The sequence below is a fragment of the Wolbachia endosymbiont (group B) of Ablattaria laevigata genome, assembly GCF_964277395.1.
GTDB lineage: Bacteria > Pseudomonadota > Alphaproteobacteria > Rickettsiales > Anaplasmataceae > Wolbachia.
In genome coordinates, this window is record NZ_OZ195519.1 from 404,263 (window position 1) to 419,663 (window position 15,401).

The 15,401-nt window shown below is 32.7% G+C and carries 12 protein-coding genes; 7 read left to right on the forward strand and 5 right to left on the reverse strand.

From position 1 onward, the window contains the following. Window positions 1-194 precede the first annotated feature (194 nt). Window positions 195-1,124, forward strand: a complete 930-nt coding sequence (locus tag ACICP1_RS01985) for an AEC family transporter (RefSeq protein ID WP_064125222.1) — start codon at window positions 195-197, stop codon at window positions 1,122-1,124. A 362-nt stretch (window positions 1,125-1,486) separates the two neighbouring features. On the opposite strand, the gene ACICP1_RS01990 is transcribed toward ACICP1_RS01985, so the two are convergent. Continuing rightward, on the reverse strand, window positions 1,487-1,930 hold the full coding sequence (locus ACICP1_RS01990) for a hypothetical protein (protein WP_395460992.1): 444 nt from the start codon (window positions 1,928-1,930) through the stop codon (window positions 1,487-1,489). Between the two features lie 118 nt (window positions 1,931-2,048). Beyond that, on the reverse strand, window positions 2,049-3,140 hold the full coding sequence (gene prfA, locus ACICP1_RS01995; protein ID WP_010401258.1) for a peptide chain release factor 1: 1,092 nt from the start codon (window positions 3,138-3,140) through the stop codon (window positions 2,049-2,051). Between the two features lie 110 nt (window positions 3,141-3,250). Between prfA and yihA the strand changes: the two genes are divergently transcribed. Both yihA and argB read left to right on the forward strand, forming a co-directional pair. Further along, window positions 3,251-3,847 (forward strand): ribosome biogenesis GTP-binding protein YihA/YsxC, encoded by a 597-nt coding sequence (gene yihA, locus ACICP1_RS02000; protein WP_369800778.1) that lies wholly within the window; start codon window positions 3,251-3,253, stop codon window positions 3,845-3,847. Next, window positions 3,822-4,760 carry an acetylglutamate kinase gene (gene argB / locus ACICP1_RS02005; RefSeq protein ID WP_017531630.1) on the forward strand — a complete coding sequence of 313 codons (939 nt, stop codon included), beginning with the start codon at window positions 3,822-3,824 and terminating at the stop codon, window positions 4,758-4,760. Before yihA ends, argB begins: the two co-directional genes overlap by 26 nt. 371 nt (window positions 4,761-5,131) lie before the next feature. Here the strand turns inward: argB and ACICP1_RS02010 are convergent, their stop codons facing one another. After that, on the reverse strand, window positions 5,132-6,658 hold the full coding sequence (locus tag ACICP1_RS02010; protein WP_395460993.1) for a hypothetical protein: 1,527 nt from the start codon (window positions 6,656-6,658) through the stop codon (window positions 5,132-5,134). A gap of 179 nt (window positions 6,659-6,837) precedes the next feature. On the opposite strand from ACICP1_RS02010, the gene ACICP1_RS02015 reads away from it, so the two are divergent. The 4 genes from ACICP1_RS02015 to ACICP1_RS02030 all read left to right on the forward strand — a co-directional run bounded on the left by ACICP1_RS02015 (window position 6,838) and on the right by ACICP1_RS02030 (window position 11,150). Further along, window positions 6,838-8,115 (forward strand): adenylosuccinate synthase, encoded by a 1,278-nt coding sequence (locus tag ACICP1_RS02015; RefSeq protein ID WP_395460994.1) that lies wholly within the window; start codon window positions 6,838-6,840, stop codon window positions 8,113-8,115. A 158-nt stretch (window positions 8,116-8,273) separates the two neighbouring features. Further along, a complete protein-coding gene (locus ACICP1_RS02020; protein WP_395460995.1) occupies window positions 8,274-10,247 on the forward strand; it encodes a hypothetical protein in 1,974 nt (657 codons plus the stop codon). Window positions 10,248-10,318: 71 nt separating this feature from the next. Beyond that, window positions 10,319-10,582 (forward strand): translation initiation factor IF-1, encoded by a 264-nt coding sequence (infA, locus tag ACICP1_RS02025; RefSeq protein WP_052264695.1) that lies wholly within the window; start codon window positions 10,319-10,321, stop codon window positions 10,580-10,582. After that, window positions 10,560-11,150, forward strand: a complete 591-nt coding sequence (locus ACICP1_RS02030; protein ID WP_264686397.1) for a Maf family nucleotide pyrophosphatase — start codon at window positions 10,560-10,562, stop codon at window positions 11,148-11,150. Before infA ends, ACICP1_RS02030 begins: the two co-directional genes overlap by 23 nt. On the opposite strand, the gene ACICP1_RS02035 is transcribed toward ACICP1_RS02030, so the two are convergent. Together ACICP1_RS02035 and ACICP1_RS02045 are read right to left on the reverse strand one after the other, a co-directional pair. Further along, window positions 11,137-13,392 (reverse strand): hypothetical protein, encoded by a 2,256-nt coding sequence (locus ACICP1_RS02035; protein WP_395460996.1) that lies wholly within the window; start codon window positions 13,390-13,392, stop codon window positions 11,137-11,139. The two genes, ACICP1_RS02030 and ACICP1_RS02035, sit on opposite strands and share 14 nt — an antisense overlap. Before the next feature lie 379 nt (window positions 13,393-13,771). Beyond that, window positions 13,772-15,109: an alanine:cation symporter family protein gene (locus tag ACICP1_RS02045; RefSeq protein WP_395460997.1), complete on the reverse strand. Its 1,338-nt coding sequence runs from the start codon at window positions 15,107-15,109 to the stop codon at window positions 13,772-13,774. Between the last annotated feature and the right edge of the window lie 292 nt (window positions 15,110-15,401).

A 15,401-nucleotide genomic window follows, 5' to 3' on the forward strand; every position in this document is an offset into this window, starting at 1 on the left:
CTTTATACAAACTTAACATAATTTAATCATAAAAATATCATTATTAAGTCCTATATAAGAACAAATTTTGGCACTCAGTGAATCTTTTTTAACTAACTATGAACTTGATTAATTGGAAAATAAATTTTACTTACTTTTACAATACCTTAAAATCTAATATCACTTTATCAGCAAAGATATCACAATAGGCTAGTATGTTCTTTACTCTTTTCCTCAAAATATTACCTATTTACATTACAATACTTATTGGTTACTTAGCAGGAAGATATCTTAAAATTGATAGAAATACTATATCTCAAATACTCTTTTATATAGCTAATCCAATAGTGATTTTATACGGAGTATCTCATACAGAAGTTAATTTAAAAGTAATTTCTCTGCCGATTTTGATATGGTTTATAGGTAGTACTATGTCCTTATCAGTGTATTATCTTTCTTCTTTTTTATTTAAGGACAACACGAGAAACATATTAGCGTTTAGCTCGGGCAGCACAAGTATGGGTTATTTTGGTCTACCGATTGCCATGGCTTTATTTGATGAAGATTCAGTGTCTGTGTATGTTGTCTGTTACATAGGAATGGCACTATTTGAAAATAGCTTGGGATTTTATATAGCTGCAAATGGTATCTATACTGCAAAAGAATGCGTATTAAAGTTACTCAAACTTCCCTCATTATATGCAATGATTCTAGGTTTCTTTTTAAGTATATATGATATACAAATACCCACTTTTTTGACAGATGTTATGATAAATATCAGAAGTACATTTATCACATTAGGAATGGTGCTGCTTGGAGTAAGTATTGCACAAATTACAAATTTTAAAGTAGATTGGAAGCTTGCCTTGACCACTATTGTAGCAAAGTACATATTCTGGCCGTCATTTGTTTTGGGAATTGTCTTGCTAGACAAGCATGTTACAGGTATATACGATGAAAGCATCTATAAAGCACTGATGTTACTAGCTATTATTCCGATTTCTGGATCCAGTATAATACTTGCTAATATTTTAAATTACCAACCAGATAAAGCTACTTTATTGCTCCTAATTAGTACTGCAGTGGGACTATTTTATGTTCCACTTATAATATCATTATTTTTTACTAAACTTGTCCCTTTTTGATCAAAAATTTAAGCGCTAGCCTATTCATAAAACTTGAATTTAGACTAGACTTCTTGGATAATCATAAAAGAAACTAATCCTTTTTTCCTCTCCTTTCTTATTTTTTTACACAGAATAGGAAGTTATCAATTGATGGAATTTTCGCAATAATGTCAATAGCAGTAAGATTTCCTACACCTTTTAGCAGGTCTATAGTTGAATTTGGATGTTCTATGAGCAGCAACAAATAAATGTAACTTGCCTTTTTCTATATGATGCTATTAACCGAATAGGTATTCGCTTGACATTTCCATATCTTTGTTATCATTAGTAATACTAAAGGGAAAACTAAACTTAATAAGATTTGGAAGCATATTGTTGTTCTATGATTCACGTAATACTGCTATGCCTTCGTTGCAGACGTTGTCATAAAGTAAATTAAATTCTTTAATATTTGAAAAACTACCACCCCTTAGCGCACTCATTAATATTATTCCACTTTCAACATCAATATCATTAGAAATTAAATCAAGTTTAATAAGATTTGGAAAGTTACCATTCTTTAACAATTTAGTGATTGCTATTGAGCCTTCTGCGCCAATAATGCTAGAAGTTAATTTACACTCAGTAATATTTGGAAGATTAATATTCTCTAATGCTTCATTTAAAACTTCTCTGCACTGAGCATCAATATAACAATTAGATAAAGTCAAGCTTGTAATATTTTGCTTTTTCTGTAAAAAGTTTACTAGCTTTTCCATATATACATATAGATTATTTAACTCTAAGGTATTACTATTAACATATTGATTAAAGTCAACTTCCATGGTTTCTGTAAGTTATAGAGCTGCTAATTATAGCATAAATTTAAATAATTGTCAACCTTATGAACAACTAACTTTACTTCTTTTTAACCTGATACCTATGCTTTGTTTCAAATTTCCATCAAAAAGTAACATTACCCCCTCCAGTCAACCTTTCTGCTTCATTTCGTGAAATCAATGCCTCAATAAATTCATCTAGTTCACCTTCTTTTATAATCTGTTCTAGTCGATGTGAAGTGAGATTAATTCTATGATCTGTTATTCTTGATTGTGGAAAGTTATAAGTTCTTATACGTTCAGAGCGATCTCCAGAACCAATTTGGCTTTTCCTCATTGTTGACCTTTCCATTTCTTTTTTTTGTCTTTCAATTTCGTATAGCCTTGCTCTCAACACTTTGAGCGCTTTAGCCTTATTTTTGTGCTGCGATTTTTCATCTTGCTGTATTACAACTATCCCTGTTGGCAAGTGGGTGACCCTTACTGCGCTGTCAGTTGTATTCACTGATTGCCCTCCAGGACCACTGGATCTATAAACATCTATGCGTAAATCTTTTTCTTCTATTTCAAAGTCAACCTCTTCTACTTCAGGTAATATTGCAACAGTAGCTGCGGAAGTGTGCAATCTTCCTGAGGATTCAGTTTCTGGCACTCTTTGTACTCTGTGCACCCCTGACTCAAATTTCAGTCTTGCAAAAACTTCTGTTCCATTAATGAGTGCAGAAGCTTCCTTATAGCCACCTATACCTGTATTAGAAATACTTATTGGCTCAAACTTCCAATTTCTTCTTTCTGCATATTTTTGATACATACGAAATAACATCGCTGCAAATAATGCTGCTTCTTCTCCGCCTGTGCCTGCTCTAATTTCTAATATTGCATTTCTTGAGTCATCTTCATCTTTGGGTAATAATGCCAACTTTAGTTTTGCTTTTACTTTCGGTAATAGTATCTTTTGCTTCTCAAGAAGTTCTTCTTTTGCTAACTCTTTTATATCACCATCGCTGTTCTCATCTTTCATGATTTCTTCTAAATCTGAAATTTCCTCTTTTAATATATTATATTCATCGATTATCTCGATAATTGGTCTGAGTTCAGAGTATTCTTTTGAAAAACTAACGAATTCTTTTTGACTCAAATTGGTAGGGTTTTCCAGATTTCTCTCTACATCAGAAAACTTTTTTTTTAAGTCTTGTAAATTATTCTCTATATCCATATAGTACAGGTCTAGTTTTCAGCTGTTTAAGTAAGTAATATATACTGAAATAAAAAATTTCTTATATCAAGCAATAACACTATAATTGTCTCGAATATTTCTACCTAAGTATAATGGCAAAACAGATAACATCAATCTGCAGCTTCATATTTGGAGCTTCAGACAAAAAATCATTACCAGATGAGTCGGCTCCAGAGATTGCATTTGCTGGTAGATCAAACGTAGGAAAATCAAGTTTAATCAACTTGCTGATAAACAGCAAAAAAGCTGCAAGAGTTTCTTCTAAACCTGGATGCACTAGACAAATAAATTTTTACTCTATGTACAATGATAAGTTTAGGATTGTCGACCTACCGGGTTATGGCTATTCTTGTGCAAGCAAGGAAGAAGCAGTACAATACTTAAACCTAATTGAGTACTATCTAATTCACAGGAGAAATCTAAAAAGAGTGTTTGTGCTTATAGATAGCAAGGTAGGATTAAAAGAAATAGACAAAGACTTTGTTTATTGGTTAATATGTAATAATATTAACTTTAATATTGTGCTAACAAAAATAGATAAAGTGAATCAGGAAAGTCTAGATGCTATTCTAGAAAATACTCAAAAGTGGGTTAATAATGAACATGTATCAATTCATCAAATAAGCATTCGTGTTAAGCATAAAATCACCAAGGTAAGAGATGAGTTTTTCAAATTTACAAGATAAAAAAATGAAAAGTGATGAATCTTTAAATGGTAAGATGCCATTGAAGGAAAAAACAGAAATATTATTTGAAGTTCTGTCTAACATACCTAAATTTGTAGGCGAAACTTTTATCATCAAATGCAGCAGTGTAATAATCTCAGATGAAACGCTGCTTAGTGCTTTTGCGCATAATGTTGTTCTGTTGAAACAGCTTGGTATAAATCCGGTGGTAGTTCATGACGGAGAATATGAAATTAACTTAGTGTTAAAAATGCTAGGTATGAATGATAAGTTTATAAATGGTGTCAGACTTACAGACAAAAGCACTATGAAAATCATTGAAATGGCACTGTGTGGTTCAATTAATAAAAAAATTGTTCAGCATATAAATTCTGCTGGTGGTTCAGCTATTGGACTATGTGGAAAAGATGGCAACCTCATAAAAGCTGAAAAGATAAGCACTACGCTTAGGGAAAATAGATTAAATAATATTGAAAAAATACTAGACATGGGATTTATCGGTAGACCAACTGAAATCAATCCTGATATATTATTCTTTATTGAAGAATCAGATTCTATACCAGTTATTGCACCTATCGGTTATGGAAAAAATGGAGAAACATATCATATTGATACTGATAGCACTGCAAGTGCAATTGCACTTGCAGTTTACGCATCTAAAATGATAATCTTGAGTGATACAGATGAAGAAATAAACAAAGTTGGCAATGGAAGAGTCTTGATTAAAAATTTAAAAGAATCGATTGATTGTGGAAAAATTAAAGGAGAAAAATTTGTTGAAAGGCTTATGTCATATACTAAAATGGTAGAAGAATGTGCAGGGGTTGTTCACATAGTTGATGGTAGAGTACCTAACATTATACTTGATTTATTTACTGAGAATAATTCAGGTATATCAATAATGGATGATTAATAGCTGTACTGCTTATAACCATATGAACATTGAAAATTTGGGAATAGCTTATGTCAAATTCCTATTCTCTTTTCCAGTTTTTTAGGGTTTTTTTTCTTGCAAGCATAATAGTTTCGTATACATAATGAAACCAAATGGTATTTTTAGCTTGATAACAGAGGAAAATAAAGAGGGCTTGGGTGTAACACTCAAATAATGATTTACCTTATGGATACCGCTAGAAAAGTTGACTAAGGTATACAATTCTCTCTGCGTCAAGTTACTCAAGATATCGAATCTACAAACGCTTTGGATTGAGTGTGTTTGGTCAATTTGAGTGCTTTAAATGAAAGGCGAAAATTGAGCATACTACGCCTCTGTACACAGTATCTTTAATGCAAATGCCCATGTGATTCCACAGATAATCTCTGTTTTTTTATTTTATCTGTCCATTTATCATTCTCTATATCTTGTTTGTTGGTTGCTCTTTTTTCTTGCTCAACAATTGCCTTATCTATCTTCTGATGAATTGCATCAATTGCATTAATTGCATTTTTTTCTTTGTATACTTCGATTTTTCCTTCAACAATTAAATTGGTAAAAATATTTACAACAAACTGCACTTGATTATGATTAACCTGACCTTTTATCGAAGAAGGTAAAGAGTTTAATTCCATCAATACTTCTGATGCTGTTTTATCTTGAGTGGAAAGCCCTAAATTATCTGCTACTTCACTTATTAATAACTCTCTGTTTTCTTTATTATCTTCCAATTTAGCATAATTACTCAATAGATCTATAACGGTAGATACTTTAATTTCAATAAAATCATCAACATCTTCTATAGCAGAACCTGATTTGAACAATCTATCTCTGAGATTTTCGCTTAAAAGATTGATAAATCTTTCATTTGCATCTGATCCTGTAGTTGATATCGTACCATCTAAATAGTTACTTACTTTGATTTGAGTACCTAAGTCATGCTCTATTTGTATTTTTGTCTCATGTTTAAATCCTAATTCTGCACAGAATTTCTGAAAATATTCTTTAATAATGTCAAACAAACTCTTGCCATTATCTTTATAGTTTTTCAACTCTTCAGGAATAGTAAGTGACAATTTACCTTCTTTATATGTTATACTATCTTTGCTATCTTGAGATTCAAGTGTGAATTCTAATGAGCTGGATAGGTCACATATTTTCTCTTCCGGATTGTCAAACGTGGTTATAGGCATTGCCATATCAGACGTCACTTTTATGCGGTTGTGGTCAGTGCAGTAAATGTTTAGTGCTTTTTTAGGACTGTGTGGAGTTAAACTACAACTACTGAGTGCGGAATGAGATTCATTAAATATACCAGCCCCATACCCTGCTTGATTGCAATTAGTGACTAGCTCTTCTAAAATAGCATCACTTGGAACTTCTGCCCCAGCGTACCTGAACATTTCCTTGAAAATTTCCTTTGCTAATGCACGGTAATCTTTTTTGGAGAATAGATGATAAGAGCTTCTCCCTGCGTTATAAAATCTCTCAAATTCCTTTCTATATTCATCAATTTTTTTTTCATCAGCAACTGTAGGGCTATTACAATGATTTTCCCAAACTTCAGATAGTCTATCTTGATCAAGCTCCTTAAGTACTGGTTCCATAAAAGCTTTACCTTCTTCAGAGAGGTTATCAAAATTATCACGGTTAAAAATCTCATTTTTATAATCTTTAGCTCCTTCCTTAAATGCAATAATAAAATTTTTATCTATTTCTTTTTCATTAATAATAAAATTCATTCTTTGAAAATCTAAGAACATTGTTTCACCGGAATTCGCTAATTTATTATCTTGATCTGCTCTTAATTTACTAAAATTGAATTCTTTAGCTGTGGCCTTTAATCTAACTACCGGACTCTTCTTTGCCTCTTTCATAATTAACACCTTACTATAAATATGCTGTAAGTTGTACCATATAATGATGAATAATTTTATAATATATAAAAAAGTCGATAGTCTATTTCTTTATTTTAGGGATATAGGAAAGGCGTAGATTTCTCTTTTCATTTGTAGCATGCTGCATTAATATTTACGTATTAATCTAGAAAATAGTGATGAATAATATTGTAATTGTTGGTCTGCAATGGGGTGACGAAGGCAAGGGTAAAATAGTAGATTATCTTTCTGAGAATGCAGATGTAGTTGTGAGATTTCAGGGAGGAAATAATGCAGGGCACACTATAGTAATAGATGATGAGGTTTATAAATTAAATTTACTGCCCTCTGCTGTTTTGAGAGCGGACAAAATATCTATTATAGGAAACGGTGTTGCTCTTGATTCACATGCTCTAGTCTCAGAAATAGAGTCATTGAAAGTTAAAGGAGTGGACGTAAACTATAACAACTTGATGGTATCCGAGAGCTGTCCATTAATACTTAGCGTACATAAGGACAAGGAAAAGCTATTTGAAGATTTAAACGGAAATCACAAAATTGGTACAACAAACAAAGGGATAGGGCCATGTTATGAAGATAAAGTTGGAAGGAGAGCTATACGCATTTGTGACTTGGAAAACGCAGATGAGCTCAATCAAAGAGTGGATGCTCTCCTGAGTTACCATAATTCTATCAGAAAAGGCCTTAACTACCAGGTGGTTGAAAAAGAAGAAATATTAAAGGAAATTCGACAGATTTCAGAAAAAATTCTTTCATATAAAAAACCTGTGTGGAAGATACTAAATGATTTTATGAAAGAAGGTAAGAAAATAATATTTGAAGGAGCTCAAGGCGCATTTTTAGATATCGACCACGGAACTTACCCTTTTGTTACTTCAAGTAATACCGTAGCATCGCAAGCGATAACAGGCTCAGGATTATCCTACAATGCTCACATTATTGGTGTAGCAAAAGCGTATACAACAAGAGTGGGTAATGGTCCATTTCCTACTGAACAAAATAACGAGATTGGAGACAGCTTATTTTCTATAGGTAAGGAACTTGGAACAGTAAGCAATAGAAGAAGGCGCTGCGGATGGTTTGACGCAGTTTTAGTGCGCCAGGCCGTACAACTCTCTGGAGTTTCAAGCATTGTATTAACCAAATTAGATATTCTTGATTCTTTTGATACTATTAAAATAGGCACTGGTTATAAGTATGGCGGAAAAATGTATGATTATTTACCCGCATCACATTCAATACAAAAAGAATTAGAGCCAATATATGAAGAATTTCCTGGTTGGAAAGAGAAAACTCAAGGCAAAAGGTCAGTTAAGGAATTACCTGCAAATTTGATGAAATATGTGAGAAAAATAGAAGAATTAATAGGTGTACCAATTCATCTAATTTCAACCAGTCCAAAAAGAGAGGATGTTATTAAGCTTAAAAATCTATGAAAACGTCTTGTTAACTTTTATCTAATAAAAAACTATACTTGTGTGACTTCAAGCAATCTATTATGCAAAGTAGCAGCGTAAACGTACAGTGAGCAGTGTGATTTTTCTTAAATACATGTTGATTGTTATAATATAAACATAGTTAAAGGAGGCGTATTATGATTGCAGGTTTTACTAAGGGAGACAAAGCAGTAGATGCAGGAAAAATAGGTGATCAATTTGAAAAGCATTTTTGTATAGGACCAACTTCACTGAATAGGGAAGTTTATTACTCTACACTTATCTACCATACATTCAAAGAGTTATATTCACAATTAGATAATATCTCTCATGCTAATAAAACGAGATCAGAAAAAGAAATAATAAATTTTTATGTTCTACCTCAATTTGCACATTTTAAAGAAATTCTTGATGAAGGTATAAAAAAAGATCCTTCGTTTGCAAATTCCGCTATTGTGAAGTTTTGCTACTCAATTATAAAAGATAATAAATTATTTAAAGAATTAGAAGAAGTTAGTATTCCCGCAGAAAACTCTAGTGTAAAGGCAAGGATAAGCTTTCAACTGAAAAATCTTAAAGAAAAGGTGTGGTTCTTAAGAAAACTAAAGGAAAAAAAGAATTTCACTTATGTGCAGAGGGCTTTTGGGGATGAGTGGAGTTTTTATGACCTAATAAACGATAGAGATTTCAAACAAACGTATATAGATAAAGCAGTAACAGAGTCTGCTAATAAGAGCTTTGAGGAAGATATAAATAAATGCATAGAATTGGCAGAGCAGGGAAAAAAAGCTGCAAGTAAATATTTTGAGAGGAAAGACGTAGAGCTTCAAGCTTATTACACAGAAACTGGTAACGATCATAGAGTTTTGAATATTAACCTTATTAATTACGATAAGAGTGAGCCAACAAAGATTAGTGAAGTTTTACAGCAAGAGAAAGATATTAAAGAACTGAATATCTATTGCAATAAAAAACATGAAATACACGCTCATCAAAAAGATAAGAAAAGATATTATGAATTTAAAGAAGGTGCATATTATGAAATGACAAGCACTTGGCCTGCAAAAGATGGATCAGGAATGTGTACCATGATTATGAATGTGAGTAGCGATGGCATAACTGAAATACTAAAATTTAATGGTGAAGATTTTGTTTCATCGAAGGAGATTCTAGAATTAATAAAGCAAAACGATGAATTATATATTCAAGGTCTCTCCTTATATGATGCTGTAATGGAATCACTAGAAGAGGATAGGGCTCCTATTAATTTTTACAATGAATCTATGGTGGCTTATCAAGGTAAGGAACCAGAGGGGAAGTTAGATCATAAAGTTGATGCTGATAATAGCCTTCCTTCTTCTCCTTCTATTAATAGCAATGCATTAGAAGTCAATTTACAGCACACTGAAACTCAACCAGAAATTGCTTCACAACAAATCAGAACTCAAGCGGAAACTAACTCACAAAAAATGGATGAATTGATTCCAGATAATCAAATGCTACCTAAAGAAAATGTTGAATTAAAGCAAGAAATAGAAGCAGAAACAATTGTAAAGTTAGAGAGGCAGTGTAGCAATTTGAACGATGAACTTGAAGAAGAGAGACTAAAGTTCGACATTGAGGAGCCAGAAAACGAGTACGAGGAATTTCTAGAAGATATACTTGAACTCACTGAAGATGAAGATAATATTGATGAATTGAAAGAGAACTATATCGACGTAATTGCAGATCAAATTCAAACAATTAAAGAAATGAAAGAGGAGATAGAAAACTTAAATCATCAAGTGAAATACTTAGAGGACCAACAAGATCAAGTTACTGATAAACAAAGAATGAATGAAATCCCCAGTGGTTGTATAAAAAAATATTATACTCTAATGGGAGAAGTTTTTAATGAAACTGATAATGAGTCTAATGTTCCACTGAAAGAAAAAACAACATTATGCAGATCTTTAAGCTTTGATGGAGGATATGGTAGCGATGAGGAAAATTGTGATAATGATTTATCTTCTAACATAACTTCTATTGAGAAGGTAGTAGAGAGTAGAAGCGTAGGTAGCTCGCTTTCCTCTTGCATTGTTAAGGAGATGATTGGAGTTAAGTTGCAAGAGCAATACTCAAGTAGAGTATAAAAATCTCCTGTATTGATAATAATTTAAAATCTATAGTAGACTGAAAAAGATTATTAAATTATAATACGACAATGATAAAAGAAGACAAATCAAAAACAATTTTTGAAGTGGAAGGGGCAGTAACTGCTTTACTACCTGCAGCAGAATTTAGAGTGAAGCTGGACAATGAACATGAGATTATCTGTCATGTATCAGGGAAAGTGAGAAGAAGTAAAATACGCATAATTATAGGCGATAGGGTGTTGGTTGAGATGAGTGTTTATGATAGGAATGCAAAAAAGGGTAGGATAATTAGAAGGCTTAAAGGTACAAGTGACAGGACGATCTCTAAATAATCTTATTCTTGCTTCATCATCGAAAAGGCGTATAGCTTTACTAAAACAAATAAATATTGAGCCAGGTTTAATTTTGCCAGCAGACATAGATGAAGTTCCTTTAAAAAAGGAACTTCCAAGAGATTACTCAATCCGTATGGCAAAAAGTAAAGCTGAGAAAACACAAAGTTCAAATCCAAATTACTTTGTGCTTGGTGTTGATACAGTTGTTGCTTGTGGTAGAAGGATACTGCTCAAAGCTGAAAACGTTGAGCAAGCAGAAAAATGCGTTCGCTTGTTATCAGGAAGAAGGCATAGAGTATACACCAGTGTGTGTTTATTAACTCCTGATCAATCTAAACAGCATATTAGGACTGTAGTTACAATAGTGAAATTTAAGCGTCTCAGCGAACAAGAAATTAAATATTATTTAGCATCAGAAGAGTGGAAAAACAGGGCAGGGGGGTGCAACATACAAGGTCTTGCAGGAATGTTTGTATTATTTTTACGTGGCTCATACTCTTCTGTAATAGGGTTACCATTACATGAAACCCATTGCTTGCTAAGTAATTACTTTAACCTATACTAATACCACTGTCCTTTTTTTGTTTTTCTTCAGCAATAAGTTTAGCCCAGATTCTATTTCTATTTGCTAATGCAATTCTATTGCGATCAGGACTATCATTGCGTTCTGTTAAAGTATCTTTTCTTTCCTCTTCTACTATTCCAGCTTTCAGTTGTGCTGCATCTTTTTCTAGCAATTTATATAGTTCGCTATTTTTGTCTATAGTCAGATTAGTATTATCATTTTCTTGTTCTGCCACTTTTCTTTCTAATAACTTACGTACAGGGTCATATTTTTTACCTTCTTTTATTTCTTTCAACATACTTTCTGAGAATAAATCTTTAGTAGCCTGGTGTGAAGGTTCTCTCAATCCTTTATTCAATTTTTCCAATGTATCTTTTGGTTCAATGGTTTCTAATCTCTTCTCTAATTGCTCAGAATTGACCTGAAAATTATAGTGGCTAGTGTAAGTTGGAGATGAGTAACCTGAGTCGTTTATTTCTTTCTCCGCTGCATTGTCTTTTAGCAATCCAGCTGCTAATAAATGTTCTTTTGTTTGCCCACTCATTTTCTTTTGATTTACTGGTTTTAGCAGGAATTTCTGAGTTTCTTTATCCAACTTACTGGTAAATTCCGTAAGTAGGGTATCATCTCTTTGTTCAACATTCATTAGACTCGCTTTTAACTGTCCAGAATTTACTCGAGATTTTTCATGATTAGAGTGAGTTGGAGATGAATAGCCCGAATCGTTTGTTTTTATGTCTGTTAAGCTGTATTCTAGCGATTCATTTTCTTGTAATTTATCTTCGGTTTCTTTTTGTTTATCGTTTCCTCTTTCTTCGTTTTCCTTAGTGCTAAGATAATCTTTTTCTTGTTTATAATCTGATTGAGGATTTGAAAGCGTTATATACTCATCTTCGTTATCGCTCCAACCATCTTCGAAGTCAGAAAATTCTTCATCATACTCACTTTCACTACGTAATAACTCATTTTTTGCTTTCCATGCAAGAATCGAAGCTACATCATTTAGTGGTTGCTTATTTCCAGTATTGCGTGATTCTTTAGCGTTTTCATACTTAAATGCATCTTTAACTTTTTTGAATGCAACGTCTTGTACTGGTGCAGCGCTTTCAGTAGTTGTAGGATCAAAAATTGCACCTTTTTGCCGATTATTAGATATTTGCTCACTTTCATCTGATTTTCGGCTTCCAGGTACAGCATGTCCAAATGTAGCAAATGTAGGATTGTCATACCGTTCATCCTCTTGTGTATTATCTTGATTGTAGATTACAGACTTGGTGAAAATAGTACTGCTTGAAGAAGCATCAGAATATGGAGAATTGTAGTTATTTCTACTATTAATCCGTATTGGCTGATACTCATCTTTTTTCTGATTATTAGGTAATGAACTAGCTCTAGGTGGAAGTGACGGTGGAATCTTTTTAGCAGATGCGTTATTAGAATTTGTAGTGCTAGTCGTTACATGCTTAAACTCAACTTCTTGATCTTGAGTAGCTTGAACGCCAATACCTTTACTAATATCACTTTCTATGAAAGTTTCAGATGATTGTTGTTTCTCTTGTTCTTGTCCTTTCTCCTTGAATTGTATTTGATATAGGAATAAGCCACCTATTTTTACATCTGTGTTTGCTTTTAATTGTTCCTCAGTAACACCATTACGTTCAGTTAGATCTACACCATCTTTATCAATCTTGATTTTGATAGTACATTTTTTTCCATTTTTGTCATGCCAATTCAAAGTCATTTCATATGAACCATCGGTTACAACATAATGCCTTATTCTTTTCTCTCCTTCTTCGGCAACAAAACCGTGCATTCCGCTCTTTCCATCACTATGCAGCGTTGAAAATCCCGAAATTCCTTTCTTCTGACAAAAGTCACTATTTAAAAACTCGCTGATTTTAAACTCTTTTTTGTCATCTCCCAGTGTAATACTTGCGTGATCGCCATATATTGAAACTCCTGCGATATCATCAACATACTCTTTTAACCTTGCTTTAACTTCACTTTCAAGCTTTTGTTCGGCTTTCTTTATCTTGTTCTGCTCTGGAAGAATAACTTCATAAGCTTTATTTTTGTCTTCATCTGTCTCCAAATTCCAGATGGGGTGCTTTATTAGAAACTTTACTGCATTAAAACCAACTCTGGAATTATAAATTGGGTCGTCTTCCTTTTTTATTTCATCGAATAAAGTAAAAAATCCTCGAATGAATTCATGATATTGTTGTGTGCTTTGAGTATTCATATTTTCCCTCACTAATAACCCTCTGCCTTTTAGCCTTAGCTAGTACAATTATTACGGGAATTGATTTAGTTTTTATTAAAGAAGTTGTATTGCTAACGTGATGACATGAGCTATTTTATGTTCACATCAAGCATTTAAGTTGTCATTCCAGTCTGGAATCTAGATTTTTCTAGACTTGATCCTATAGTCAAATTCATAACTACAAACGTTATAATATAAGAGTAATTTTCACCAAAAAGTATGTCATTCTAGTAGCTGACACTGGGATCCAGTCGCACTCAGTTAGTGAGCATAAAATTATTATGTTAAAACATAACATTTTTGATGAAGTTCATGAAAGGCTGGATTCCAGACTGGGATGACAACTTAAAATATTGCTTTAGCTCTGTTTTTGCAACTTCAAGTATTTGCTACTCATAGTAAATACTTCTGGATCTTGAGAAGTGAGCTTGAGTATAGCAAGTATGTTAATAAAAAGCAAAGCAGCAATCGAGATATCAGCTATATCCCAGAGTAACTTAACTCCACCAATTGCACCAAATGGAATGATTAAGGTAAAAACTACAGTCCAGATTTTGGTGTATTTATTATCCATAGATACATAGCGTATTGTTTGTTTTGAACAAAAAAACCAAGTAAAGATAGTAGTAAAGGCAAAACAAAACATTATAGCCATAATTAAATAGTCAGTATAGGGCCAATTCATAGCTTTTCTAAAAGCAAATATGCACATGTTAGTGCTCTCTAAATCAGTAATCCAAGAATCTGTGACAAGCAGTACCATTGTTGTAATGAATACTATGAGTGCAACTATAAAAGGAGATATTATTGTGATTAGACTCTGTTCAATGATAAATTTATTGTTATTTTTTTTAGGAGTAATCGAGGAGTGTACAATTCCTTCGAGGCCAAGTCCTATATCTGTTGCAAAAATACCTCGCAAAGTTCCAACTTGAATAATAGTCAACATTTCTAAAATTAAACCTAAAGATAAACCAGAGTTAAAGCTACTAGTTGTAAAAAAACTGCTTGTTATTAATTTTAGAGAAGGAAGGATATTTTCACTAAACTTAAATAATATTATACCGCAAAGTGTAAGGTAACTCACCGTCATTATCGGTATCATAGCCGATATAAAAATTTTAATTTTTTTTAAGCTGAGAGCTGCAACAACAAAAAATATTATGGCCATTACAATGCCGCCAATAACTACAGGTACATCTACCATGCTGAGTGGTATTGATAGAGAATTTACCTGAACAAGATTACCAACTGTTATTGAAACTATTACCATAACAATTAGAAACACAATTGTAGCTTTGCTAGAGTTAAATGAGTCATTCATGTAGGCTACAGGTCCACCTATAAACCGTCCATTTTTTTCTTTTCTGGTTTTTATACTTAGGTAACAAGTAACATATTTTATCACAGAAGTAACAACAATAATGATTGCCATCCATAAAATGGATCCTGGTCCTCCGGTTTTTAGAGCAACAGCAGTTCCTGAAATATTTCCTACTCCTAAATTTCCCCCTAAGATTGTAAACAGAGCAGCTATAGAAGAAAATTTATTTTCTCCTCTTTTAGCTCCAATAAGTGAAAGGGCATACGGTAGTCTAAATATCTGCAACCATTTTAGTTTAACCGATAGGTAAACACCAGCAACTAGTATGAGTAGTATTGTTGGCAGTAATAAAACAAACTTTACTGTATCCATCTGTAAAAGAGAGATTTTTACTTGAGTATATAGCAAAAGTTGAAAAATACCTAACCTATTTTCTATGTATGACTTCGGTTCCATTATTCTAGCACATCTTATCTTGTCATACCAATCACAACTGTATGAACATTGTAATATGGTACAATGTTAAAACAATGTCATTCCAGACTGGAATCCAGAAAATGAACAATGGATCATAGTTTTAGCTACTCGGATGATAAGAAAAGGATACTTGAATGACAAGAAAGGGGACACTAGAAAGAAATGGGTGTCATTCCAGTGCTTGACA